The 24,332-nt window shown below is 69.9% G+C and carries 25 protein-coding genes; 18 read left to right on the plus strand and 7 right to left on the minus strand.

The window, feature by feature from the left end; genetic code table 11:
• Positions 1-107 precede the first annotated feature (107 nt).
• Positions 108-890 carry a MipA/OmpV family protein gene (locus tag AC0IZS_RS02835; RefSeq protein WP_471634256.1) on the plus strand — a complete coding sequence of 261 codons (783 nt, stop codon included), beginning with the start codon at positions 108-110 and terminating at the stop codon, positions 888-890.
• A gap of 3 nt (positions 891-893) precedes the next feature.
• On the opposite strand, the gene AC0IZS_RS02840 is transcribed toward AC0IZS_RS02835, so the two are convergent.
• Positions 894-1,532 (minus strand): YitT family protein, encoded by a 639-nt coding sequence (locus AC0IZS_RS02840; RefSeq protein WP_471634257.1) that lies wholly within the window; start codon positions 1,530-1,532, stop codon positions 894-896.
• A gap of 197 nt (positions 1,533-1,729) precedes the next feature.
• On the opposite strand from AC0IZS_RS02840, the gene AC0IZS_RS02845 reads away from it, so the two are divergent.
• Entirely contained in the window at positions 1,730-3,391 is a 1,662-nt protein-coding gene (locus AC0IZS_RS02845; RefSeq protein WP_471634258.1) for a SulP family inorganic anion transporter, read from the plus strand.
• A 4-nt stretch (positions 3,392-3,395) separates the two neighbouring features.
• On the opposite strand, the gene AC0IZS_RS02850 is transcribed toward AC0IZS_RS02845, so the two are convergent.
• Positions 3,396-3,908 carry an outer membrane protein assembly factor BamE gene (locus tag AC0IZS_RS02850; RefSeq protein WP_471634259.1) on the minus strand — a complete coding sequence of 171 codons (513 nt, stop codon included), beginning with the start codon at positions 3,906-3,908 and terminating at the stop codon, positions 3,396-3,398.
• A gap of 42 nt (positions 3,909-3,950) precedes the next feature.
• On the opposite strand from AC0IZS_RS02850, the gene AC0IZS_RS02855 reads away from it, so the two are divergent.
• From AC0IZS_RS02855 to bioF, 9 genes are all read left to right on the plus strand, one after another.
• A complete protein-coding gene (locus AC0IZS_RS02855; RefSeq protein ID WP_007861239.1) occupies positions 3,951-4,157 on the plus strand; it encodes a DUF3460 family protein in 207 nt (68 codons plus the stop codon).
• Positions 4,158-4,233: 76 nt separating this feature from the next.
• The gene (locus AC0IZS_RS02860; protein WP_471634260.1) at positions 4,234-5,076 is read left to right on the plus strand and encodes a segregation and condensation protein A; all 843 of its coding nucleotides are present in this window, start codon (positions 4,234-4,236) and stop codon (positions 5,074-5,076) included.
• A gap of 64 nt (positions 5,077-5,140) precedes the next feature.
• Positions 5,141-6,730: an L-aspartate oxidase gene (nadB, locus tag AC0IZS_RS02865; protein ID WP_471634261.1), complete on the plus strand. Its 1,590-nt coding sequence runs from the start codon at positions 5,141-5,143 to the stop codon at positions 6,728-6,730.
• Between the two features lie 6 nt (positions 6,731-6,736).
• Positions 6,737-7,375 (plus strand): 7-carboxy-7-deazaguanine synthase, encoded by a 639-nt coding sequence (queE, locus tag AC0IZS_RS02870; RefSeq protein WP_471634262.1) that lies wholly within the window; start codon positions 6,737-6,739, stop codon positions 7,373-7,375.
• A gap of 18 nt (positions 7,376-7,393) precedes the next feature.
• Positions 7,394-7,768 carry a 6-carboxytetrahydropterin synthase gene (locus tag AC0IZS_RS02875; protein WP_471634263.1) on the plus strand — a complete coding sequence of 125 codons (375 nt, stop codon included), beginning with the start codon at positions 7,394-7,396 and terminating at the stop codon, positions 7,766-7,768.
• A gap of 64 nt (positions 7,769-7,832) precedes the next feature.
• On the plus strand, positions 7,833-8,213 hold the full coding sequence (panD, locus tag AC0IZS_RS02880; protein WP_471634264.1) for an aspartate 1-decarboxylase: 381 nt from the start codon (positions 7,833-7,835) through the stop codon (positions 8,211-8,213).
• 2 nt (positions 8,214-8,215) lie between these two features.
• The gene (bioA, locus tag AC0IZS_RS02885) at positions 8,216-9,562 is read left to right on the plus strand and encodes an adenosylmethionine--8-amino-7-oxononanoate transaminase (RefSeq protein ID WP_471634265.1); all 1,347 of its coding nucleotides are present in this window, start codon (positions 8,216-8,218) and stop codon (positions 9,560-9,562) included.
• Positions 9,562-10,233, plus strand: a complete 672-nt coding sequence (bioD, locus tag AC0IZS_RS02890; protein ID WP_471634266.1) for a dethiobiotin synthase — start codon at positions 9,562-9,564, stop codon at positions 10,231-10,233. The genes bioA and bioD overlap by 1 nt, the downstream gene beginning before the upstream one ends.
• Positions 10,230-11,450 carry an 8-amino-7-oxononanoate synthase gene (gene bioF, locus AC0IZS_RS02895; protein ID WP_471634267.1) on the plus strand — a complete coding sequence of 407 codons (1,221 nt, stop codon included), beginning with the start codon at positions 10,230-10,232 and terminating at the stop codon, positions 11,448-11,450. The genes bioD and bioF overlap by 4 nt, the downstream gene beginning before the upstream one ends.
• 159 nt (positions 11,451-11,609) lie before the next feature.
• On the opposite strand, the gene AC0IZS_RS02900 is transcribed toward bioF, so the two are convergent.
• Positions 11,610-12,365: a carbonic anhydrase gene (locus tag AC0IZS_RS02900; RefSeq protein WP_471634268.1), complete on the minus strand. Its 756-nt coding sequence runs from the start codon at positions 12,363-12,365 to the stop codon at positions 11,610-11,612.
• 302 nt (positions 12,366-12,667) lie between these two features.
• Between AC0IZS_RS02900 and AC0IZS_RS02905 the strand changes: the two genes are divergently transcribed.
• The 5 genes from AC0IZS_RS02905 (at position 12,668) to AC0IZS_RS02925 (ending at position 16,920) form a co-directional block, all read left to right on the plus strand.
• The gene (locus tag AC0IZS_RS02905) at positions 12,668-13,270 is read left to right on the plus strand and encodes a response regulator transcription factor (protein ID WP_471634269.1); all 603 of its coding nucleotides are present in this window, start codon (positions 12,668-12,670) and stop codon (positions 13,268-13,270) included.
• Positions 13,271-15,058: an ATP-binding response regulator gene (locus AC0IZS_RS02910; RefSeq protein ID WP_471634270.1), complete on the plus strand. Its 1,788-nt coding sequence runs from the start codon at positions 13,271-13,273 to the stop codon at positions 15,056-15,058.
• Between the two features lie 122 nt (positions 15,059-15,180).
• On the plus strand, positions 15,181-15,576 hold the full coding sequence (locus tag AC0IZS_RS02915; RefSeq protein WP_471634271.1) for an MAPEG family protein: 396 nt from the start codon (positions 15,181-15,183) through the stop codon (positions 15,574-15,576).
• Positions 15,564-16,463 (plus strand): alpha/beta fold hydrolase, encoded by a 900-nt coding sequence (locus AC0IZS_RS02920; RefSeq protein WP_471634272.1) that lies wholly within the window; start codon positions 15,564-15,566, stop codon positions 16,461-16,463. Before AC0IZS_RS02915 ends, AC0IZS_RS02920 begins: the two co-directional genes overlap by 13 nt.
• Positions 16,464-16,560: 97 nt before the next feature.
• Positions 16,561-16,920, plus strand: coding sequence for a 5-carboxymethyl-2-hydroxymuconate Delta-isomerase (locus AC0IZS_RS02925; protein WP_057201879.1), 360 nt, complete (start codon positions 16,561-16,563; stop codon positions 16,918-16,920).
• A 189-nt stretch (positions 16,921-17,109) separates the two neighbouring features.
• On the opposite strand, the gene AC0IZS_RS02930 is transcribed toward AC0IZS_RS02925, so the two are convergent.
• The 4 genes from AC0IZS_RS02930 to nadC form a co-directional block, all read right to left on the minus strand.
• The gene (locus tag AC0IZS_RS02930) at positions 17,110-18,168 is read right to left on the minus strand and encodes a porin (RefSeq protein ID WP_471639458.1); all 1,059 of its coding nucleotides are present in this window, start codon (positions 18,166-18,168) and stop codon (positions 17,110-17,112) included.
• A 232-nt stretch (positions 18,169-18,400) separates the two neighbouring features.
• The gene (locus AC0IZS_RS02935) at positions 18,401-20,179 is read right to left on the minus strand and encodes a chorismate-binding protein (protein WP_471634273.1); all 1,779 of its coding nucleotides are present in this window, start codon (positions 20,177-20,179) and stop codon (positions 18,401-18,403) included.
• 19 nt (positions 20,180-20,198) lie between these two features.
• The gene (gene nadA, locus AC0IZS_RS02940; RefSeq protein WP_471634274.1) at positions 20,199-21,338 is read right to left on the minus strand and encodes a quinolinate synthase NadA; all 1,140 of its coding nucleotides are present in this window, start codon (positions 21,336-21,338) and stop codon (positions 20,199-20,201) included.
• On the minus strand, positions 21,335-22,204 hold the full coding sequence (gene nadC / locus AC0IZS_RS02945) for a carboxylating nicotinate-nucleotide diphosphorylase (protein WP_471634275.1): 870 nt from the start codon (positions 22,202-22,204) through the stop codon (positions 21,335-21,337). Before nadC ends, nadA begins: the two co-directional genes overlap by 4 nt.
• Before the next feature lie 98 nt (positions 22,205-22,302).
• On the opposite strand from nadC, the gene panB reads away from it, so the two are divergent.
• Both panB and panC read left to right on the plus strand, forming a co-directional pair.
• Positions 22,303-23,181 carry a 3-methyl-2-oxobutanoate hydroxymethyltransferase gene (gene panB, locus AC0IZS_RS02950; protein WP_471634276.1) on the plus strand — a complete coding sequence of 293 codons (879 nt, stop codon included), beginning with the start codon at positions 22,303-22,305 and terminating at the stop codon, positions 23,179-23,181.
• A 48-nt stretch (positions 23,182-23,229) separates the two neighbouring features.
• The gene (panC, locus tag AC0IZS_RS02955; RefSeq protein WP_471634277.1) at positions 23,230-24,066 is read left to right on the plus strand and encodes a pantoate--beta-alanine ligase; all 837 of its coding nucleotides are present in this window, start codon (positions 23,230-23,232) and stop codon (positions 24,064-24,066) included.
• Positions 24,067-24,332 lie beyond the last annotated feature (266 nt).

Genomic DNA, 24,332 nt, shown 5'->3' on the forward strand with positions numbered 1-24,332 from the left:
TCCTACAGTCCACCGGCACGCTGCGGCAAAGCTACCACCGCGGCGGCCCCCTGTCCACGCAGGCCTGCCCTGCCCCGTATCCCCTTCTTCTTGTGGAAATTGAGACCATGACGCTTCGCCTCCCGCATTCCATCCTCCGCCCCCTGGCGGCACTGGCCGCCACACTGCCCCTGCTGGCGCCCGCCAGCCTCCAGGCCCAGGAGGCAGGCGCCGCCTCCTCCTGGGGCCTGGGCCTGGGCCTGGCCGTGGCCGCAGACCGCAAGCCCTACCGCGACTTCGACGACAAGCTGCAGCCGCTGCCCCTGCTCACCTATGAAAACCGCTGGATCCAGATTGCCGGCCCGGGCGTGGACCTCAAGCTGCCCTCGCTGGGCCCCGTGGGCCTGCGGCTGCGTTCGCGCTTTGGCTTCGACGGCTACGAGGCCGAGGACTCGCCCTGGCTGGCCGGCATGCACGAGCGCAAGAGCAGCCTCTGGCTGGGCGCGGCAGCGACCTGGGACACCGGGCCGGTGCAACTGTCGGCCGAGCTGCTGGCCGATGCCTCGGGCCACAGCAAGGGGCGCCAATTCACGCTCAAGGCCGAGCGCCGCTTCCAGCAGGGCGCCTGGGACATCACGCCGCGCGTGCAGGTGCAGCAGCAGGACCGCAAATATGTGGACTACTACTATGGCGTCGAGGGTACCGAGGCCCGACTGGGCCGCCCGGCCTATGAGGGCAGCTCGGCCGTGAACCTGCAGGCCGGCGTGCGCGTGGGCTACACCCTGGCACCGCGGCAGTGGGTGTTCGTGGACCTGAGCAGCACCCGGCTGGGCAGCGCCATCCGGAACAGCCCGCTGGTCGACAAGTCCAGCCAGCCGGCGGTGGTAGCTGGCTACCTGTACCGGTTCTGATCGTCAGTGCCCGACGTAGCGGCCTGGCCGGTGGCTGATCCACAGGAAGCCGCTCATCACCAGCACCGCGAGCACCGAGTACGCGACCCGCTCGGGCGGCACGATGAACAGTGCCATCAGCACCACGGCGCAGTCGATGCCCATCTGCACCTTGCCGGCGCGCACGCCGTAGCGGTCCTGCATGTACAGCGAGAGCACGGTGGCGCCGCCCAGGCTGGAGCGGTGGCGCGCGAGGAACAGGCAGCCCGTGCCCAGCAGCAGCCCGCCGAGCAGCGAGGCGAACAAGGGGTTGAGGTAGTCCACGTGCATGACGTGGGGGAACAGCTCGGTCAGCCCCGAGAGCAGCGCCACCGACAGAAAGGTCTTGATCGTGAACTCGCGCCCCATGCGCGTCCAGGCGAACCAGTAGAACGGCAGGTTCACCAGAAAGAACAGCTTGCCGAACGAGATGCCGGTGACGTAGTGCGCCAGGAAGGCGATGCCCGCCGTGCCACCCACCAGCAAGCCCGCCTGGTTGAACAGCATGAGCGCCATGGCCACGAACAGCGTGCCCGCGAAGATGGCCTGGGCGTCCTCATAGGTGCCGTGGCGCAGCGACTCGGGGGCGTCGGGTTCGAGGGGTGAAGTGGAAGGATCGGGCATGGGTCGGTTCGTCAGGATACAGCGGCCGTGGGGCAGTGCAGAGTCCATGGGTGCAAGCAAGCACTGCGCCAGAACCGATCGGCAGCGGCCGGCACAGGAAATGCTTGCATCCCCGGTACCCTGCGCACCCCCGTGCGACATGGGTGTCCCGGCATTGCGCCTGCGGTGCCGGGGAATACACTGGTGCCCTCCTTGCCATGCAGCTGTCCTTCGCCTTCCACCCGCGGCTGATCGATGCCCTGAGCGGCTACAACCGCAGCCGCTGCCTGGCCGATGTGGGCGCGGGCATCACCGTCGGCATCGTCGCCCTGCCCCTGGCCATGGCCTTTGCGATCGCCAGCGGCCTGCCACCCGGCGCGGGCCTGTGGACGGCCATCATCGCCGGCTTCCTGATCTCGGCCCTGGGCGGCACCAATGCGCAGATCGGCGGGCCGGCGGGGGCCTTCATCGTCATTGTCTACGGCATCGTCGAGCGCTATGGCGTGGCCAACCTGCTCATCTCCACCGCCTGCGCCGGCGTGTTGCTGGTGCTGCTGGGCCTGTTCCGGCTGGGCACGCTGGTGCGCTTCGTGCCGGTGAGCATCGTCATCGGCTTCACCAACGGCATCGCCGTGCTGATCGCGCTCTCGCAGCTCAAGGACTGGCTGGGCCTGTCCATCGCGCGCATGCCGGGCGACTTCTTCTCGCAGGTGGGCACCATTGCGCGCCACATCGACAGCTTCAACCCCTACGCCTTCGGCCTGGGCGCCGTGTGCGTGGCGGGCCTGTTCGTCTGGCCGCGGCTGTTCATGAAGGGCTCGCCCGTGGTGCGGCTCATGGACGGCTACCGCGTGCGCAGCTTCGCGCGCGTGCCCGCGCCGGTGGTGGCCCTGGTCACGCTGAGCCTGCTGACCTGGGCGCTGGAGTTCCCGGTGGAGACCATCGGCTCGCGCTTTGGCGGCATTCCGCAGGGCCTGCCGGCCTTCGCGCTGCCCGACTTCTCGTGGGAGACGGTGCGCCTCTTGGTCACGCCCACGCTCACCATCGCCCTGCTGGGCGCCATCGAATCGCTGCTGTGCGCCCGCGTGGCCGACCAGTTGGCCACCGACAGCCACCACCGCAAGCACGACCCCAACCAGGAGCTCATGGCCCAGGGCCTGGCCAACCTGGTCGTGCCCTTCTTCGGCGGCATGCCGGCCACCGGCACCATTGCGCGCACGGTGACCAACATCCGCTCGGGCGCGACCTCCCCCATCGCCGGCATCGTGCATGCCGCCACGCTGGCGCTGATCGTGCTGGCCGCCGCCCCCCTGGCGCTGCACATCCCGCTGGCGGTGCTGGCGGGCATCCTGCTGTTCGTGGCCTGGAACATGGGCGAGTGGCACGAGTTCGTGCGCCTGCGCCAGTTCAGCAACCACTACCGGTTGTTGATGCTGGGCACCTTTTTCCTCACCGTGGTGTTCGACCTCACGGTGGCGGTGGAAGTGGGCCTGTTCATGGCCTGCGCGCTGTTCGTGCGGCGCATGAGTGGGCTGTTCAGGGCCGAGCTGCAGCCGCCTGCCACGGCAACGCCAGGGCGGGCCACCCAGACCTGGCGCCTGCACGGTGCGCTGTTCTTCGGCGCGGCGGCCAAGATCGACCCCATCGTGCAGGCGGTGGAGACCGGCCCCGCCGGTGTGGACCTGGTGCTGGACGCCAGCGAGCTCGTGGCGCTGGACACCACCGGCCTCGATGCCCTCGGCCAGGTGCTCAAGGCGGTGGCACAGCGCGGCGGCCACCTGCAGATCGTGCATCTGCACGAACAGCCGCGCTCGCTGATGGAACGCTCGGGCTTTGCCGACCGGCTGGCCGCGCAAGGCAGTACCGGCATCAATGTATGAGTGGCTACTTGCCGCCCTTGAATTCCGGGGCATCCAGGTCGGGCCCGGTCTCGGTGCGCAGCACCTTCGCGCCCGGCCCCTGGACCACGGTGAACACCTGCGGCTCGTTGCGCGCGTTGGCAAAGCGCCACTGCACGTGGATCTCGTCCTTGAGCGGGTACGGCGACACCTTGGCGGCCTTGCCCAGCAGGCGGCGCACGGCGTCCATGCCCATGCCGGGCTGCACCTGGGCGAAGTTCTCGGGCGTGAGCACCTGGCGCACGGCGATCAGCTTGCCGTCGGCCCCGATGGCGATCATGTAGTTGACCTGGCCGGCGGGCTGGCGGTTGTACTCGAAGGTGCGGCTGCCATCGGCCTCGTTCCAGGTGTTCTCGGGCACGCCGAAGCGGTCGCGCACGTCCGCCTCGGTGGACACGCCGGGCTGCAGTTCGCTGATGCGCTGGGGATCGCAGCCGGCGGCGGCGAGCAGCGCCAGGGTGGCGACGGCGGCTGCCAGAGCACGAAAAAATGGGGGCATGGGGTCATCCCGGTAAAATCAAGGAAAAGAGGTTACCAGTCCATGTCCATTTTCCGCCGCCCCGATTACCAATCCGACACCACGCAGTTCATCAACCAGCTCAAGGCGAGCCGGCCCGAACTGGACGCCCAGCAGGTGGCTGGCCGCGCCCTGCTGTGGGACAAGCAGGTGGACCGCAAGATCTGGGGCGAGTACCGCGAAGGCCAGGTCGAGCAAAAGCCCTACGTCTACCAGACCAACGCCGACTGAGCGAATTTTCCGCATGAAAACGGCTTCCATCGCTTTTTCACAAAGCGTTTGAAGCTCTTTATTTCATAGCAAATTGATGAACAGCGCGAGCGAAGCCGATGCCGCGGTCCAGGACCAGGGCATGCCCGACGTGGTGGACCAGGTCGCCCTGGCGCGCCTGTACGGCGAGCCCCTGTTCGCCCTGCCCACCGACCTGTACATCCCGCCCGATGCGCTCGAAGTCTTCCTTGAAGCCTTCGAAGGGCCGCTGGACCTGCTGCTGTACCTGATCAGAAAGCAGAACTTCAACATCCTCGATATCCCCATGGTGGGGGTGACCAAGCAGTACCTGGCGTATGTGGACGAGATCCGCAGCCGCAACCTGGAGCTGGCCGCCGAGTACCTGCTGATGGCGGCGATGCTGATCGAGATCAAGTCGCGCATGCTGCTGCCGCCCAAGAAGCAGGCCGAGGGCGAGGAGCCGGTGGACCCCCGGGCCGAGCTGGTGCGCCGCCTGCTCGAATACGAGCAGATGAAGATGGCCGGCATGCGCCTGTCGCAGCTGCCGCAGTACGGGCGCGACTTCCTCAAGGCCCAGGTCTACATCGAGCAAAGCCTGCAGCCGCGCTTTCCCGACGTACACGTGGTGGAGCTGCAGGAGGCCTGGCGCGACATCATGAAGCGCGCCAAGCTGGTGCAGCACCACAAGATCACGCGCGAGGAACTCTCGGTGCGCGAGTACATGAGCATGGTGCTCAAGACGCTGCAGGGCCGCCGCTTCGTGGAGTTCGAAGAGCTGTTCGAGCCCGAGCGCGGCAGCACCGTGCTGGTGGTGACCTTCATCGCCTTGCTGGAGCTGGCCAAGGAAACCCTGATCGAGATCACCCAGGCCGAGGCCTTTGCGCCGATCTACGTGCGCCTGGCGTACACCCCCGCCTGATCACCGCCGCCGGACCCCGGCCATGGCGGGCGGCCATGGTCTCACCTCACCCATTCTGCACGCCATGGCATCTCACGACTTCGACGTTCTCATCGTAGGCAGCGGCCTCGCCGGCCTCTCGGCAGCACTGCACCTGGCGCCCACGCACCGCGTGGCGGTGGTCACCAAGCGCCAGCTGCACGACGGTGCCAGTGCCTGGGCCCAGGGCGGCATTGCTGCCGTGCTGGCCGATGGGGACAGCTTTGGCGCCCATGTGGACGACACCCTGGTGGCCGGGGCCGGCCTGTGCGACCTGGCCGCCACGCGCTTCGTGGTGGAGAACGCGCCCGAGGCCATTGCCTGGTTGCAGCAGCTGGGCGTGCCGTTTTCGCGGGAGGACGGCGCCCTGCACCTCACGCGCGAAGGCGGCCACAGTGCGCGGCGCATCGTACACGCCACCGACGCCACCGGTGCGGCCGTGCAGCGCACCCTGATCGACGTGGTGCGCGCCACGCCGGGCATCACCTTGTTCGAGCAGCACACGCTGGTGGACCTGATCACGGCACGCAAGCTCGGCGCCAAGGGCTCCGACCGGTGCCTCGGCCTGTACGCGCTCGACGAGGCCACCGACGAGGTCATCACCTTCCGCGCGCCGCAGACCATCCTGGCCACGGGCGGCGCGGGCAAGGTCTACCTGTACACCACCAACCCCGACACCGCCACGGGCGACGGCATCGCGGCCGCCTGGCGTGCGGGCTGCCGCGTGGCGAACCTGGAGTTCATCCAGTTCCACCCAACCTGCCTGTACCACCCGCACGCCAAGTCGTTTTTGATCACCGAGGCCGTGCGCGGCGAGGGTGGCCTGCTCAAGCTGCCGGCAGCGGCCGGCGGCACGCGCTTCATGCCGCAGCACGACGAGCGCGCCGAGCTGGCACCGCGCGACGTGGTGGCCCGCGCCATCGACTACGAGATGAAAAAGCGCGGCCTCGATTGCGTACACCTCGATATCTCGCACCAGAGCCCGGAATTTTTGCAGGAGCATTTCCCCAACATCCTCGCGCGCTGTGCCGAGCTGGGGATCGACATCACCAAGGAGCCCATCCCCGTGGTGCCGGCCGCGCACTACACCTGCGGCGGCGTGCTCACGGATCTTTCGGGGCGCACCGACCTGCCGGGCCTGTTCGCCATCGGCGAGACGGCCTGCACGGGCCTGCACGGCGCCAACCGGCTGGCCAGCAACTCGCTGGTGGAGTGCATGGTGTTCGCCCGCGCGGCCGCCCAGGCCATTGCTGCGGCGCCCGCCGTGGCGCTGCCTGAATTGCCCCAGTGGGACGACAGCCGCGTGACCGATGCCGACGAATGCGTGGTCATCTCGCACAACTGGGACGAGCTGCGCCGCTTCATGTGGGACTACGTGGGCATCGTGCGCACCAACAAGCGGCTCGAACGCGCGGCCCACCGCATCGCGCTGCTGCAGGGCGAGATCCACGAGTTCTACTCGCACTTCCACGTCACGCGCGACCTGCTGGAGCTGCGCAACCTGGTGCAGGTGGCCGAGCTCATTGTGCGCAGCGCGCAGATGCGCCGCGAGAGCCGGGGCCTGCATTTCAGCCGCGACTACCCCGAGCTGGCCGCCCCTGCGGCCCCCACCATCCTCGTGCCGCCGGTGGCCTGACAAAGTATGACCTACAGCGTCAAGGAAATTTTCTACACCCTGCAGGGCGAAGGCGGGCAGGCGGGTATGCCCGCCGTGTTCTGCCGCTTTGCCGGCTGCAACCTCTGGACCGGCCGCGAGGCCGACCGCGCCAGCGCCATCTGCCGCTTCTGCGATACGGATTTCGTGGGCACCGACGGTACCCTGGGTGGCAAGTTCGCCACGGCCGATGCCCTGGCCGAGCGCATTGCAGCCCAGTGGCCGGCCCACGATGCCGATCACCGCCTGGTGGTGCTGACGGGTGGCGAGCCCCTGCTGCAGGTCGATGCGGCCCTGATCGACGCCCTGCACGCACGGCAGTTCCGCATTGCCGTGGAGACCAATGGCACCGTGGCCGCGCCGCCGGGCATCGACTGGCTGTGCGTGAGCCCCAAGGCCGGCGCGCCCTGGGTGCAGCAGCAGGGCCAGGAGCTCAAGCTCGTCTGGCCCCAGGCCGGCATGGACCTGGCGGCCATCGCCGCCACCGGGCAGTTCGCCCAGCGCTTCCTGCAGCCCATGGACGGGCCCGACCAGGCCGCCCACATCGCCCTGTGCATCGCCACCTGCATGGAGCAGCCAGTGTGGCGGCTAAGCCTGCAGACCCACAAGATCAGCGGTATCCGCTAGTCCCCTGTTTTGTTTGCCATGCAGTTCACGATTTCCCAGCGCTTCTTCTTCGACGCGGCCCACACCCTGCGCCGCGAGATCGAGGCCGAAGGCAGCCGCCGCATCCACGGCCATACCTACCATGCCGAGGTCTCGCTCAGCGGCCCGCGCGACCCCGCTACCGGCATGGTGCTGGACCTCGGCCTGCTGCGCCGGGGGCTGGAGGTGGTGCGCGAGCAGCTCGACCACCACATGCTCGACGAGGTGCCCGGGCTGGGCACTCCCACGCTCGAGAACCTGTGCCTCTTCATCGCGCAGGCCCTGCCTGCCGAACTGCGCCCGCGCGTGAGCCGCGTGCGCGTTTGGCGCGAGGCGCTGGGCGACAGCTGCGCGCTCGACTTCGCTGCGCACTGAGTTTGCGCCCCGTCTGCGTGGCAGGCCCCCGCCACACCTCCCTGACTTCAACCCGAGGAAGCCGATGTTCCGCACCCTGCTCAAATCCAAGATCCACCGCGTAGCCGTGACCCAGTGCGAGCTGCACTACGAAGGCTCGTGCGCCATCGACGAAGACCTGCTCGACGCCGCCAACATCGCCGAGAACGAGCAGATCCACATCTGGAACATCAACAACGGCGAGCGCTTCGTCACCTATGCCATCAAGGGCCAGCGCGGCAGCGGCATGATTTCGGTGAACGGCTCGGCCGCGCGCCGCGCCAGCCAGGGCGACCTCATCATCATTGCCGCCTTTGCCCAGGTGCATGAGGAGCAGGTGGCCGGCCATGTGCCGCAACTGGTGTTCGTGGACGGGCACAACCGCCAGACCGCGCTGCGCCACGCGGTGCCCACGCAGGCCGTGTGAGCATGACCACGGCACCGATGACCCCGGCAACCGGCGACAACCTGGTCGCCCGCAGCCTGGCCCATGTCTGGCACCCCTGCACGCAGATGAAGCGGCACGAGGCCCAGCCGCCCGTGGCCATTGCACGCGCGCAAGGCCCCTGGCTCTACGGCACCGATGGCCGGCGCTACCTCGATGGCATCAGCTCCTGGTGGGTCAACCTGTTCGGCCACAGCCACCCGCACATCAAGGCCGCCCTGGCCGACCAGATGGAGCGGCTCGACCATGTGATGCTGGCCGGCTTCACCCATGCCCCGGTGGTCGAGCTGTCGGAGCGCCTCTCTGCACTCACGGGCCTGGGCCATGCGTTCTATGGCAGCGATGGAGCGGCTGCCACCGAGATCGCGCTCAAGATGAGCGCCCACTACTGGCGCAACACGGGCCGCCCGGGCAAGAGCCGCTTCGTGGGCCTGGCTGGCGGCTACCACGGCGAGACCGTGGGGGCATTGGCGGTGACCGACATCGCGCTGTTCCGCGAAGCCTACGCCCCGCTGGTGCGCCTGGCCGCCACCGTACTCAGCCCCGATGCGCGCCAGGCCGCGCCCACAGAAACGCCCGAGGACGTGGCGCGGCGCAGCGCCGCCGCCCTTGACGCCTGGCTGGCCGAACACCATGCCGACACCGCCGCGCTGATCGTGGAGCCCCTGGTGCAGTGCGCGGCCGGCATGGCCATGCACGACCCGGAGTACCTGCGCCTGGCGCGCGCACTGTGCGACCGCTACGAGGTGCACCTGGTGGTGGACGAGATCGCCACGGGCTTCGGCCGCACGGGCAGCATGTTCGCGCACCAGCAGGCGGGCATCCGGCCCGACTTCGTCTGCCTGTCCAAGGGCCTCACGGGTGGCACCCTGCCGCTGTCGGCGGTGCTGACCACGGACACGGTGTACCAGGCGTTCTATGCGGACGAGGTGGCGCGCGGCTTTTTGCACTCGCACTCGTACACCGGCAACCCGCTGGCCTGCCGTGCGGCCCTGGCCACGCTGGAGCTGTTCGACCAGCTGGATGCGCTCAAGGCCAACGCGGCGCTGGCGCAGCGCATCGACACCGCCTGCGTGCCCCTGGCCCGCCATCCGCGCGTGCGCCATGCGCGCCGCCTGGGCATGGTCTGGGCCTGGGACATCGCCACCACCCTGCCCGATTTTTCGCGCCGCTACCACCAGCACGCCATGGCCGGCGGCCTGGTGCTGCGCCCCATCGGCAACACGCTGTATGCCATGCCACCCTATGTGCTCGACGGCGAGGCGGTTGACTGCCTGGCCAGCGGCGCGCTCGACGCGCTGAACGCCACCCTGCAAGAGGAAACCTGTTGATGATTGGATGCTTTGTGACCGGTACCGACACCGGTGTGGGCAAGACGCTGGTGTCCGCCGGCCTGCTGCACGCGCTGGCGCGGCACCACCGCCGCGTGGTCGGCATGAAGCCGGTGGCCGCCGGTGTGGTGCCCTGGGCCGGCGACTGGGCCAGCGAAGACGCCATCGCTCTGCGCGCGGCGTCCACCGTGGCCGTGCCCGCGGCGCTGGACAACCCGGTGCTGCTGCCCGACCCGCTGTCGCCCCACATCGCGGCGGCCCGCGCGGGCGTGCAGATCGACATCGCGGCCATCGTGCGCAGCTACCAGACCCTGGCGGCCGAGGCCGATGCGGTGGTGGTCGAAGGTGCCGGGGGCTTTCACGTGCCGCTGTCGGACACCTCGACCGGTGCCGACCTGGCCCAGGCCCTGGCCCTGCCCGTGGTGCTGGTGGTGGGCTTGCGCCTGGGATGCCTGAACCATGCGCTGCTGACGGCCGAGGCCATCCGCGCGCGCGGCCTCACGCTGGCCGGCTGGGTGGCCAACCGCGTGGACCCCGCGATGCTGGCCGCGGACGAGAACATCGCCTACCTGCGCGCACGGCTGCAGGCCCCACTGCTGGCCGAGGTGCCGCACCAGGCCGTGCCCGAGGCGCGCAGCCTGGCCTTCGAACTGCCCGGGGACTGGCAATGAACGCGCCGACAGCCTCCTGGCTCGACGAGATTCCGACGCGCCTGGCCGACATCGAGCGCGCCCACCTGCTGCGCCGCCGCCGCGTGGTGCAGCCCGCAGGCGGCGCGCGGCTGCTGGTAGACGGGCAGCCCATGCTGGCCTTTTGCAGCAACGACTACCTGGGCCTGGCCGGCCACCCGGCGCTGGCCGAGGCCGCGCGCGAGGCCACGCACCGCTTCGGCGTGGGCTCGGGCGGCTCGCCCCTGGTCAGCGGGCACAGCGCCGCCAACGCCGCGCTGGAGCATGAACTGGCGGCCTTCGTGCAGCTGCCGCGCGCGCTGTACTTCTACGCCGGCTATGCCACCAACACCGGCATCATCCCGGCGCTGGTGGGCCAGGGCGACGCGCTGTTCTCCGACGCGCTCAACCACGCCTGCCTGATCGACGGTGCACGCCTGTCGCGCGCCACCATCCACCGCTACCCGCATGCCGACCTGGCGGCGCTGGAGGCGGCGCTGGCCGCCAGCCCCGCGCGGCGCAAGCTGGTGGTCAGCGACGCCGTGTTCAGCATGGACGGCGACCTCATCGACATCCCGGCGCTGCTGGCACTGTGCGAGCGCTTCGATGCGCTGCTGCTGCTCGACGACGCCCATGGCTTCGGCGTGCTGGGGCCACAGGGGCGCGGCAGCCTGGCGCAGGCCGGCCTCAGCGGGGCCGCCGCATCGCGGCGGGTGCTGTACATGGCGACGCTGGGCAAGGCCGCGGGCGTGGCCGGAGCCTTTGTCGCAGGCGATACCGCGCTGATCGAATGGCTGCTGCAGAAGACGCGCACCTACATTTTCGCCACGGCCGCCCCGCCGCTGCTGGCCAGCGCCTTGAGCAAGAGCCTGGAGCTGATCGCGGCGGCCGATGACCGGCGCCAGCAGCTGCGCGCGCGCATCACGCAGCTGCGCAGCGGGCTGACCGCCCTGCCGGCGGCGCTGGGCTGGCACCTGCTGCCCTCGGACACCGCCGTGCAGGCGCTGGTGATCGGCAGCAACGAAGCCGCGCTGGCGGTGATGGAAAGCCTGCGGGCACAGGGCCTGTGGGTGCCCGCGATCCGCCCGCCGACGGTGCCGGCCGGCACGGCGCGGCTGCGCATCGCGCTGTCGTCCGCGCACACCGCAGACGACGTCGACCAGCTGCTGCAGGCGCTGCACCGGCACGCCGCAGAATGCACGGCGACAGCACAGGTCTGAGGTCTCAACGCCCCGGGCGCTGCGCATGAAAATGGCACGGCCGAGGCCAGCGCCCCCGTGCAAGGGCCGCCCCGCCGCACTGGGGGCGTCCCCCTCCCGACTCGCGCAGCGAGACGAGAGAGGGGTGAAGGCGCGAAGCGACTCAGGGGGTGCTTCGCTTCATGTGCTTTCCTTGATCACGCGCCCGTGCAGAGGCTGCAGGGGGCGCGCGTTGGCGCTGTAGACCTTGCGGAACGACTTGATCTGCTGCGCGCTGAGCTTGACGGGCTCCTTGAGCACCATCCACTGCACGCCTTCCGAGCACGGCGGCGTGGTCAGCGAACCCTCGAAGCTGTAGTAACCGTGCTTTTCCGGCAGCAGGGCGGCGGGGTGCAGCGCCAGGCCATCGACCGTGACCTGCTCACCCACGCGCGGCAGGTGCGCGAAGATGGGTTCCCAGGCCTGGTTCTTCTTGCCCGGCTGGATCAGCACGGCCACCACGCCCAGGCCGCCGTCTTCGGCCTTGTGCACGAAATGGGCGACCATCGCGGCGCGCTTGCCGCCCACGGCCTCCTCACTGGGCGTATGGAAGTGGAACTGCAGCAGCTCCAGCGTCTTCCCGCCCACCACCAGCTTGCTGCCGGCCGGTACATTGACCTGCACCGTGTGGCCGTTGTTGACCAGGGTGGGTGCCCCGGATGCGTACTGGAAGTCGAGCGCCGGCAGCGCCTCCTTCACCGTCTTGCGGATGTCGACAGGGCTCTGGGCCGTGCCGCGGGCGCAGGCCTCGAAGCCCTGTTCGAGCGCGCCCCAATGGGCTGCGCCATGCTTGCCCTTGTACTCCCAGTGGGCGTGCGGGCCCTGGGCATTCGCCAGGGTGGCGCACAGCGCAAGGCAGGCAAAGGTCACGCGTCGAATCAATTTCTGGTGTGTCATGGTTATATTGAAGACGAGGGTGGTAGACACCGCTGCCGCCCAGGGCACGCGCACGCGCACCTTCGGCGTTGTCCAATCGAAAACGGGCAGGCAGGCGGAAGGAGGGTGGTGAAACAACAACGCAAAGAGGCGTGCGCAGCCAGCCCGGAGACCGCCCCAGGCTGCCGCGATTCTGTACAGCAACGCCTGGTTGGAGAACCCCGAAGGGGAGAGCCCCTTGCCCCATGTCAACCATAAGGATCGGCACCAGCGCACGGCCACCCCATGCCGCAGCCGCCTTGGCTTGCCACACAATCCGCACCATGCCCCAACTGCTGCTGGTGGACGACCACCCCCTGTTCTGCGTCGGCTTTGCCCATGCGCTGGCCCATGCCTGGCCGGGCACCCGCGTGGACACGGCCTGCACGCTGGAGGAAGGCCTACGGGTTGCCGCAGGCCAGCCGGGGCTGGACATCGTGCTGCTCGACCAGCGCCTGGGGGCCCACAGCGGGCTGCAGGGGCTGGCGCTTTTTGCCCGGCAGTTTCCGCTGGTGGCCCGGGTGCTGATCTCGGGCGACGAGGACCCGGCCCTGCAGGCGGCCGCGCGAGACGCGGGTGCCAGCGGCTTCCTCGGCAAGTCGCAGCCCGTGCATGCCATGGCCGCTGCATTGGCCACCGTCGCAGCCGGGGGGCTGGTGTTCGGCCCGCTGCCCGCGGCAGCCGCGGATGGGTCGGCAGGCCCCACGGCGCGGCAGATGGAAGTGCTGCTGCTGGTGGCCCAGGGCCAGCCCAACAAGCGCATCGCGCAGGTGCTGGGCATTGCCGAGCGCACCGTCAAGCTGCATGTCACGGCGCTGCTCGGCGCACTGCAGGCACGCAATCGCACGCACCTGGTGGCGCTGGCGCGCGAGAAAGGGCTGCTCTAGATGGCCGCGGCGGCACCGGGTGGGCTGCCCGACGCCCAGGCGCTGGACACTCTGTACCGGGGCGCACCCCTGTCCGCACTGGTGGGCGTGGTGGAGGCCTTTTTCCTGAGCGTGCTGTTCTGGCGCGAGGTGCCGGCCACCGCCATTGCGCTCTGGCTGGCGGCGTTTGTGGCCGTGCGCGGCCTGCGCATCGCCCTGGGCATGGCCTACCGGCGCAGCCCCGCGGCACCCGGCACGCGCCCGGCCTTCTGGGCACGCTGGGTGGTGGTGAGCGCACTGGCGCAGGCCCTGGCCTGGGGCATCGGCAGCTGGGTGCTGCTGGCGCCCGCCAACCTGGTGGCCGAGGTGGCCCTGCACATCGGCCTGGCCGCCGTGGTGTTGGGCAGCGTGGCCCACCTGGCCCACCATCTGCCCGCGCTGGCGGCCTATGCAGCGGGCGTGTTCGGTCCGCTGGCGGCGCGCGACCTGCTCGTGGCGCAGCCGCTGCACACCCTGCTGGCGCTGGGTGCCGTGCTGATGGGGCTGTATGTCTGGCATGCCGGCCGGGCCCAGGCCCGCACCATCGCGCAGGCCGCCACCCAGCAGCGCGAGCGCCAGGAGCTGATTGCCGCGTTGCAGCGCGAGAACCAGGCCACGCGGCTGGCACGCCAGGAGGCCGAGGCGGCCCACACCTCCAAGGCGCAGTTCCTCGCCGCCGTGGGCCATGACCTGCGCCAGCCGCTCAATGCCATGCAGCTGCTGGCCTACACGCTGCAGCAGCCCGCATCGCGCGAACGGGTGGACTACCTGGCAACCACCCTGATGGAATGCGCGGCCAGCATGGGCGCCCTGGTGGAGGGGCTGCTGGAGCTGTCGCGACTGGACGCCCACTCCATCACGCCCCGCCCGACGCGCTTTGCGCTGCAGTCGCTGTTCGACGAGCTGGCGGGCACCTTCGCGGTGCAGGCCCAGGCCAAGGGCCTGGTGTTCAGCGCGCAGCCCACCACCGCCCAGGTGCAAGGCGACCGCGCGCTGCTGGCACGGGTGCTGTCCAACCTGGTCTCCAACGCCATCCGCTACACGCCGGCAGGCTTCGTGCGGCTGCAGGCCAGCGCGCAAGGCGCCCTGGTGGAGGTGAGCGTGGAGGACTCGGGTGTGGGCATCGATGCCGCCGAGCTGCCCCGCATCTTCGACGAGCACTACCAGGTCGGCCACCCGGCGCGCGAGCGCGGCCAGGGGCTGGGCCTGGGGCTGGCGACGGCCGGGCGCCTGTGCGCCCTGCTCGGCCTGGAGCTCAGCGTGCAGTCGCAACCGGGCCAGGGCAGCCGCTTCGCGCTGTGCCTGCCGCTGGCCGCCGAGGCGCCAGCCGTGCCCGCAAGCCTGCCTGTGGCCACGGCAGCATCGGAGGATGCGAGGCCGCAGCAGCCGCCCGCGCCAACGGTGCAGCGGGTGCTGGTGCTGGAGGACGACGCGGGCTCGCGCAGGGCCCTCACCGAGGTGTTGCAGGGCTGGGGCTGTGAGGTCACGGCGGCCGCCAGCCTGCAGGAGGCGCTGCAGCAGCAGTGGCCTGCGCATGCGCGGCCAGACGCCCTGGTGGTGGACTGGCACCTGCCGCAGGGCGTGGACGGGCTGGGCGCCATCGCGGCCCTGCGCAGCGCCTTCGGCCATGCCGTGCCAGCCTTGCTGGTCACCGCCGAGGCCACGCCCGAGCTGCAGGCCCGCGCCGCCACCGCCGGCCTGCCGCTGCTGCCCAAGCCGATCACGCCCATGAAGCTGCGCGCCTTCCTGCAAAGCCACGCGGCCGCGTGAACCGGACAGGGATGGCCAGAGCGGCCACCCCACCTGCCCTTTGGTGCTATTGGCAGCGGCAGCGCGGATTTTTAAGCTTGGGCGGACCACTTCCTGATGCACCCATACGCCCACTTTTCGACATGCCCCACTCCCTCACCATCGCATCGACCACCCTCTCGGTACTGGCCCTGCTGCTCACCGCCCTGTCCCTGCAGGTCTCGCGCCTGCGCATGCGCCACCGCCAGACCTGGGGCGATGGCGGGCACCAAGACCTGGCCGTGGCGGTGCGCACGCATGGCAACACGCTGGAGCAGTCGCTGCTGTTCGGCCTGCTCGTGCTGGCGCTGGCACAGGCCGACGGCACGCGGGCCAGCGCCCTGGCCGCAGTCTGCGGCGTGTTCATCTTCGCGCGCATCCTCTACTGCACGGCGGCCTTCGGTCGCCGCCTGCCCTGGCGCCAGGCGGCCCACGCGCTGACCCTGCTGTGCCAGCTCGCGGCCACCTTGCTCCTGGTGCGTGCGGCATGGACCAGTTGACCCCCGCCCTGCAGCGCTGGCACGGCCAGGGCAGGTTCACCACGGTACGCGGCCAGCGCCTCTTCATCGCCGAGGCGGGCCAGGGCAGCACCTTGCTGCTGGTGCATGGCTACCCCACGAGCTCCTACGACTGGCATGGCGTGTGGAACGCGCTGGCGGCGCGCTACCACGTGATCGCACCCGATCTGCTGGGCATGGGCTTTTCGGACAAGCCGCAGGCGCACGCCTACCGCATACAAGACCATGCCGATCTGCTCGATGCCCTGCTCGCGCAGCGGGGCGTGCAACACTGCCACATCGTCGCCCACGACCTGGGCGTGAGCGTCGCGCAGGAGATGCTGGCGCGCCGCGTGGAAGACCCACAGGCGGGCTGCCGCATCGCCTCGCTGGTATTGCTCAATGGCGGCGTGTGCCCCGAAGCGTATGCCCCGCGCCCGATACAGCACCTGCTCTCGTCCCCGCTGGGCCGGTGGGTGGGGCCGCGCATTCCGCGGCGCGCGTTCGAGCGCACGGTGGCGGGCCTGTTCGGCGCGCGCACGCAACCCGCGGCCGGGTTGCTCGATGACTTCTGGGCCCTGCTCAACCATGGCCAGGGGCGGCGCATCTCGCACCAGCTGGGGCGCTTTTACATCGAGCGCATGGCCCTGCGCGATCGCCTGGTGGCACCGCTGGTGGCCGGGGCGGTGCCCGTGCGCCTGATCAACGGCAGCGCCGACCCCAACTCGGGCGCCCACATGGCACAGCGCTACCGCGAGGTGGTCCCCCATGCGGACGTGGTCGCGCTCGATGGCATCGGCCACTGGCCGCAGATCGAGGCCCCCATGGCCATGCTGCGGGCGCTGCATGGCTTCGTGCAGTCCAACGACACCCCGGCACCACCCCGATAAGCCGATAAACTGGTAGGCCCTGCGCCGCGCACCCCGTGGCGTCTTCGCCCACCGCACCGGCCCTCTGCCGGGTGCACCGATTTTTCGTGGAACCACCATGCCCCATCTCATCGTCGAGTACTCCGGCAACCTGCCGCACTACCCCGAGGCCGAAGCGTTGACCGCGCTCAATGCCGCGCTGTGCGCCCACCCCCAGGTGCTGGACGAGCTGGACCTCAAGACCCGCTTCGTGGTGGCCGACAGCTTCGAGATCGGCACCGCACCGGCGCAGCGCGCCTTCGTGCATGCGCAGCTGCGCGTGCTCTCGGGCCGCACGCCCGAGGCCAAGAAGGAGCTGTCGGACCTGATCGCCGGCGTGCTGCGCGAACTCACGCCCAAGCCGCAGGGCGTGCTGGTGCAGTTGAGCGTGGAGATCGTGGACATGGACCGCGGCTCGTACGCCAAGGAAAAGCTGTAAGAATCTGCCGGGCAGGCAGTCCCCAATGACAAAGCCGCCCAGGGCATGGCCCTGGGCGGCTTTGTCGTTCCTGTCGCGGAGGAAAAGTCCGTGCTGCGCCCCCCTCGCATCCCCACCAGGTGAAAGGCGCACAGCACGGACCTGGAACCGCACCACCCGCTGCAACAGGTGGTCCGGCCCGATCCCCCGTCAGAACGTGTGGCGCACGCCGAACTCGTAGCCTGTCACGTCGTTGCCGGCACCGATGGTCGGGCTGCCCAGCGACGAGGACGACACGGCCAGGCCGCGCGTGGCGGCGCCGTCGTTGCTGATGCGCGCCACGGTGGCGTACAGCTGCGTGCGCTTGGACAGGTTGTGGCCGTAGCCGATGGCGAACTTCTGCGAGTCGGCGTTGTTCACGTCCTTGCGCTTGAAGTTGACGTACGAGGCACGCAGCTCGCCCACGCCCAGCGGCACCGTGGCGCCCAAGGTGTACATGTCCACGCGGCGGCCGTTGCCGCGCTCGGTGGCGAACAGGGCCATGGGCTTGACCACGCCGAAGCTGTAGGACACGCCGACGTTGCTGGACTTGTAGTCGACCGCGTTGGCAGTGGCGGCACCGCCGCGCGTCTCGCCGAAGGCCAGGGCCACGTTCAGCGGGCCGTTGGCGTAGCCAGCGCGCAGGGCCAGCGAGTTGCCCATGCGGTCGTTGACCTGGTTGGACAACTGCTCGCCCAGGGCGTACTGCAGCTGGCCGTAGAAGCCGCCCAGCTCGGGCAGCAGGTAGTTCAGACCGTTGCTGGTGCGCTTGGGGGCGCTGCCTTCGGGCGTGCCGGCGGCCGAGGTGGCGCTGCCCACCATGTTGGCGCCGTTGTTGCCGCCCACGCCGGAATCGCCGAAGGGATCGAAGGTCTCGATGTTCAGGTAGGCGGGCGACTTGTCGCGGCCCAGGCGGACTTCACCGAAGCCACCCGAGATGCTCACGGTGGAGCGGCGGTCGAAGCGAAAGCCTGCGGCCGTGCCGTTGTCCGTGGCCAGGCCGCCTTCGAGCCAGAAGCCGGCCTTCAGGCCGCCACCGAGGTCTTCCACGCCGCGAAAGCCCAGGCGGCTGCTGGACTGGCCGCCGCTGGACAGGCCGGTGACGCTGTTGGTGTTGCTGGACATGCGCACCACCGAGGCGTCGACCACGCCAAACAGGGTGACGCTGGACTGCGCATGGGCGCCGGCGGCAAGGGTCAGGGCCGCGAGGGCAAGGAGCTTGAGTTTCATGGAGTTCATCACTTCTTCGAAATGGGCAGATCACCGGGAGCATGGGCGTGCCACAGGGCACGCATCTCACCGGTCGGCACCCCGTGGTGAGGCGCTGGGTCCATTAGAAAAAGCCTGTGTGACAGTGCTGGGGTAAACCCTTGCATGCCAGTGCGGGAAATAAGCATGCATAGCGATGCCCGCACAGCCTGGTGTATATGCACAGGCAGGCGCGCGCGGCCCAGGCTTGTGCTCAGGCCAGCAATTGGGCGGGCAGCCAGCCGCGCAGGCTGTTGATGAAGGCCCAGCCATCGACGCGCGGCAGGTCGTCAATCCGCACCACGGTCTCGGCCACGCGGCCCTCGCGCAGGGCCACGGCCCGCCCCACGCCGGGCAGCAGGCCGCAGGCCAGCGGCGGCGTGACCCAGCGGCCATCGAGCCGCAGGGCGATGTTGCCGAAGGTGCTCTCGGTGATCTCGCCCGCACGGTTCCACAGCACCGTGTCGAACACGCCGGGCGCCGTGGGTGCGAAGGCCGCATAGTGCGCGCGGCGCGTGGTCTTGTGGCGCACGAATTCGCTGTCGGCCTCGTCGAAGGCGCGGCCGGCCAGTTGCAGGCAGACGGGCACCTGCGTAGGCTGCAGCACGAAGGCCTCGGCGCGGGGTGCGCCCCGGCTGTCCAGCAGCAGGCGCACGCGCCAGGCGCCACTGGCGTGCTGCGCGGCCAGTGCCTGCAGGCAGGCATGAACGCGGCCTGCGTCCCACCCGTAGCCGAAGTGCGCGGCGGCCCCGGCCATGCGCGCCAGGTGCTCGCCCAGGTGGCGGAACTGCCCTCCCTCGAGCGCCAGGGTTTCGAGCAGGTCGAACGCGGCGCTGGCGCGCTCCACGAAGGCGCGCTTGTGGCGCCATTCGTGCCATTCGGACTCGGCCTCGGCGCCCGAGGTGATGCCGCTGCCGATGCCGCAGGTGGAGGCGAATGTGTCCTGAGTGCCTTCCAGCACCACGGTGCGGATGGGCACGTTGAACGTGGCTGCCACGCCGCCCTGGCCCGGTGGCCCGTGCGGGCGCACCACGCCCACGGCGCCGCAGTACACGCCGCGCGGCGCGGGCTCCAGATCGCGGATCAGCTGCATGGCGCGCACCTTGGGCGCGCCCGTGACCGAGCCGCAGGGGAACAGTGCGGCAAACACCTCGGCCAGCGTGGTGCCGGCCCGGGTGCGGGCCTGCACGTCGGAGGTCATCTGCCACACGGTGGGCAGGGCCTGGGTGTGGAACAAGCGCGGCACGCGCACGCTGTGCGGCTGCGCGATGCGCGAGAGGTCGTTGCGCAGCAGGTCCACGACCATCACGTTCTCGGCCCGCTCCTTGGGCGCCGTGCGCAGGTGCTCGGCCTGCGCGGCATCGGCCTCGGCCGTGGCGCCGCGCGGCGCCGTGCCCTTCATCGGGCGCGCAAGGATGTCGCCGCCCGCCGCATCGGTGGTCCAGTCGAAGAATAGCTCGGGCGATACCGACAGCACCTGGGTATCGCCGGCATCGATGTGCGCGCAGTAGCCCTCGGGCTGGGTGCGGTGCAGCGCCTCGAACAGCGCCTGGGCGCTGCCCTGCGCACGGCCCTGCAGCGGCGCGGTGTAGTTGACCTGGTAGACCTCGCCATCGGCGATGGCCTGCTGGATGCGCGCCAGGCAGGCATCGAACTCGGCGCGCGGCAGGCCGGCTGCCCAGGCGATCTCGGCGGGCCCCTGCTCTGGTACCTCGTCCGGCCAGGGCAGGGCCGCATCGTGTACGGCAAACCAGGCCAGCGGCCCGTTGGCGCCATGGGTGGCAAGCGCGGCATCGAAGGCCGCCGCGGCCTCGTAGCGCACATAGCCGATGCACCAGGCACCGCCCTGCGCCGCCGCATGCACGGCATCGAGCACGCCGCGCACCTCGTCAAGCGCATGCGCCACCAGCACGGTGCGCGGCGGGCCGAAGGCATGGCGCAGGCGCTGCGCGCCGGGTTCCTGGGGGCGGGTGAAATCGATGCGGGATGGCATGCGCAAGGGAAGGGCCGGCCTATGCCGCGCCGATGTGCGGCACCAGCCCCTGGACGGGCTGGCCGCCCTTGAGCGCCGCCGTGAAGGCCAACATGCGGTCGATGGGCTGGCGCGCGCGCGGGATCAGCGCCGGGTCGACGTGGACCGCGTTGGCACCGGTCTCCAGCACCCGCGCCACATCGGCCAGACCGTTCATCGCCATCCAGGGGCAGTGCGCGCAGCTCTTGCAGGTGGCGCTGTTGCCGGCGGTGGGGGCTTCGTAAAAGGTCTTGCCGGGGTTGAGCGTGCGCAGCTTGTGCATCATGCCGTTGTCGGTGGCGACGATGAATTCGCGCGCATCCATCTCGCGCGCGGCCTTGAGGATGGCCGAGGTGGAGCCCACCGCATCGGCCAGCGCCACCACGTCGGCGGGGCTTTCGGGGTGCACCAGCACCTTGGCCCCGGGATGCTCCTTCTTGAGCGCTTCGAGTTCGAACGCCTTGAACTCGTCATGCACGATGCAGGCACCGTTCCAGAACAGCATGTCGGCCCCGGTCTCGCGCTGGATGTAGGCGCCCAGGTGGCGGTCGGGCGCCCACAGGATCTTGTGGCCCGCCGCCTTGAGCGCGCCGACGATCTCGAGCGCGCAGCTCGACGTGACGAGCCAGTCGGCGCGCGCTTTCACGGCCGCGCTGGTGTTGGCGTACACCACCACGGTGCGGTCCGGGTGCGCATCGCAGAAGGCGCTGAATTCGTCCACCGGGCAGCCCAGGTCGAGCGAGCAGGTGGCATCGATGTCGGGCATGAGCACGGTCTTCTCGGGCGAGAGGATCTTTGCCGTCTCGCCCATGAAGCGCACGCCCGAGACCACCAGGGTCTGCGCCGCATGGTCGCGGCCAAAGCGCGCCATCTCGAGCGAATCGCTGACCAGGCCACCGGTTTCCTCGGCCAGGTCCTGCAGGTCCGGGTGCACGTAGTAGTGCGAGACCATGACCGCGTTCTTCTCCTTGAGCAGGCGGCGGATGCGGTCCTTGAGCGCAGCGCGCTCGGCCTGCGAGGGCTCGGGCGGCACGCGCGCCCAGGCGTGTTTGGTGGAGCAGACAGAACCGCCACCTTCCTCCAGCACGTCCAGGGGCTGGTCGTATTCGACGTCGATGCGGTTCAGCGTCGCTTCGGTCATGACAGCTCCTGCAGCCGCATCGAAAAGTCCGTGGCCTTGACATCCTTGGTCAGCGTGCCGATGGAGATGCGGTCCACGCCGGTCTCGGCCAGTTCGCGCAGGCCGTCGAGTGTGACCCCGCCCGAGATTTCGAGGATGGCGCGGCCCGCATTGATACGCACGGCCTCGCGCAGCGTGGGCAAGGGCATGTTGTCGAGCAGCACCATGCTGGCGCCTGCTTCGAGCGCCTCGGTCAGTTGTGCGAGCGTCTCCACCTCGATCTCGATGAAGGCGGCCTGCGCCGCCACCTGCTGCGCGGCGCGCAGCACGGCCGTAACGCCACCGGCAGCGGCAATGTGGTTCTCCTTGATCAGCACGGCATCGTGCAGGCCGATGCGGTGGTTGGTGCCGCCGCCCACGCGCACCGCGTACTTCTGCGCCAGGCGCAGGCCCGGCAGGGTCTTGCGCGTGTCGACGATGCGCGCGCGCGTGCCGGCGACCACATCGGCATAAAGCGCCGTCTTGGTGGCCACGGCCGACAGCAGCTGCAGAAAATTGAGCGCCGTGCGCTCGGCGCTGAGCAGCGCGCGCGCGCTGCCCTCGATCTCCAGCACCACCTGGTCGGCCGCGCAGCGCTGGCCTTCGGCCACCTGCCAGGTCAGCTGCACGTCCGGGTCCAGGGCACGCAGGGCCGCCTCCACCCAGGGCGTACCGCAGATCACGGCGGCCTCGCGCGCCAGGATGCGCGCACGGGCGCGGCGCGCAGGGTCGATCAGGCCGGCGGTCAGGTCACCGCTGCCGACGTCTTCTGCCAGGGCGCGGGCCACGTCGACACGGGCCAGGGCGGCCACGTCGGCACTTTTTTCATCGTCGCTGGGATGGGTCATGGGGCGCGAGCATAGCGGCTTCTGGGAACGGGTTTTGGGACACCGCTGTCCCGGCCGCATACCCCCTACACTCGCGCCATTTTGTCCAGGGGAGCCCCATGACCGATCCAACGCCTTCCGCCACGGCCTACGGCACGCTGCCACCGGCCTCGCCCCTGCCCCAGCGCCGCCCCATGAGCCTGCCGCGCCTGGCACAGATGCGGGATGCGGGCGAGAAGATATGCATGCTGACGGCCTACGACGCGACCTTCGCGGCGGTGGCCGATGCGGCGGGCGTGGAATGCATCCTCGTCGGCGATTCGCTGGGCATGGTCTGCCAGGGCCTGCCCAGCACCGTGGGCGTAACGCTGGACAGCATGGCCTACCACACGGCCAGCGTGGCGCGCGGCCTGCACCGCGTGCAGGGCACGGCCTGGCTGGTGGCCGACCTGCCCTACGGCACGTATGCCGAAAGCCGCGAGCAGGCCCTGCGCAGCGCCTGCGTGCTGATGCAGGCGGGCGCGCACATGGTCAAGCTCGAAGGCGGCGGCTGGACCGCGCCCACGGTGGAGTTCCTGGTGCAGCGCGGCGTGCCGGTCTGCGCCCACCTGGGCCTCACGCCCCAGACGGTGCATGCCCTGGGCGGCTACCGCGTGCAGGGGCGCAGCGACGACGCAGCGCGCACCTTGCGCAAGCACGCGCACGAGTTGCAGGATGCGGGTGCTGCCATGCTGGTGCTGGAGATGGTGCCCGCCGTGCTGGCCGCCGACCTCACGGCCGAGTTGCTGCGCTGCCACACCATCGGCATCGGCGCAGGCAACGGCACGGCCGGCCAGGTGCTGGTGTTGCACGACATGCTGGGCATGAACCTGGGCAAGAACCCGAAGTTCGTCCACAACTTCATGCAGGACGCCGGCAGCGTGCGCGGTGCCATCGAGGCTTATGTGCAAGCCGTCAAGGAGGGCCGCTTTCCCGACAACGCCCTGCACGCCTGGTAGCCCTGCACCCCTTTTCCTTCATCCACTTTGTTCCTGTTGTCCGATCCCATGCTCATCGCCCACTCCATCGACGACCTGCGCCAGGCCCTGGCGCCCTACCGCCGCCCGGCCTTCGTGCCCACCATGGGCAATCTGCACGACGGCCACATCGCGTTGGTCGAACAGGCGCTGCCCCTGGGCGACGTGACGGTGGCCAGCATCTTCGTGAACCGCCTGCAGTTCCTGCCGCACGAGGATTTCGACAGCTACCCGCGCACCTGGGAAGCCGATTGCAACCGCCTGCAGGCGGCCGGTTGCCAGGTGCTGTTCGCCCCGCGCGAGGCCGACCTGTACCCTGAGCCCCAGACCTTCAAGGTACACCCCGACCCGGCCCTGGCCGACATGCTGGAGGGCCATTTCCGCCCCGGTTTCTTCACCGGCGTGGCCACGGTGGTGATGAAGCTGTTCGCCTCTGTGCTCGGCCAGAGCGGCGGCACGGCGGTGTTCGGCAAGAAGGACTACCAGCAGCTCCTGGTGATCCGCCAGATGGTGCGCCAGTTCGCCCTGCCCATCACCGTGGTGGCCGGCGAGACCCGCCGCGCCCCCGACGGCCTGGCCCTGAGTTCGCGCAATGGCTACCTGGGCCTGCAGGAGCGGCAGGAGGCGGTGGCCTTGTCGCAGGCCTTGCGCCAATTGGCTTTGCGCTGGGGGCAGCAGCCTGGGGTGGAGTGGGAGCAGCAGGCGATGGATGGGTTGCGGGCGCGGGGGTGGCAGCCGGACTATCTGACGGTGCGGCGGCGGGTGGATCTGCAGCCGGCCAGGGCCGAGGATGCTGTGGGGACGTTGGTGGTGTTGGGGGCGGCGCGGTTGGGGGCTACGAGATTGATTGACAACTTGGAGTTCTGACTCTTGGTTGGGGTGGCATGCTTGATTGAAGGGCGGAGGCCGGGGTGTGCGCCCGGCGGCGCACCTACCTTCTTTTGCCTCGCCAAAAGAACGTAGGCCAAGAAAAGGCGACCCCGCTGCCCGTGTCCCCCTCGCCGGGGGCGAGGGGGCAGCCTGCGATGCTCGAAGCTGGGGTGCGCCTCGGAACTCGCTGCGTTCTTCGAACTCCGCTCAAACATCTGCGGCGAGCCAGATCACGAAGCGCGTGTGTCCTTCGGCACACGCGC

The sequence above is a fragment of the Acidovorax sp. AC410 genome (assembly GCF_979253235.1).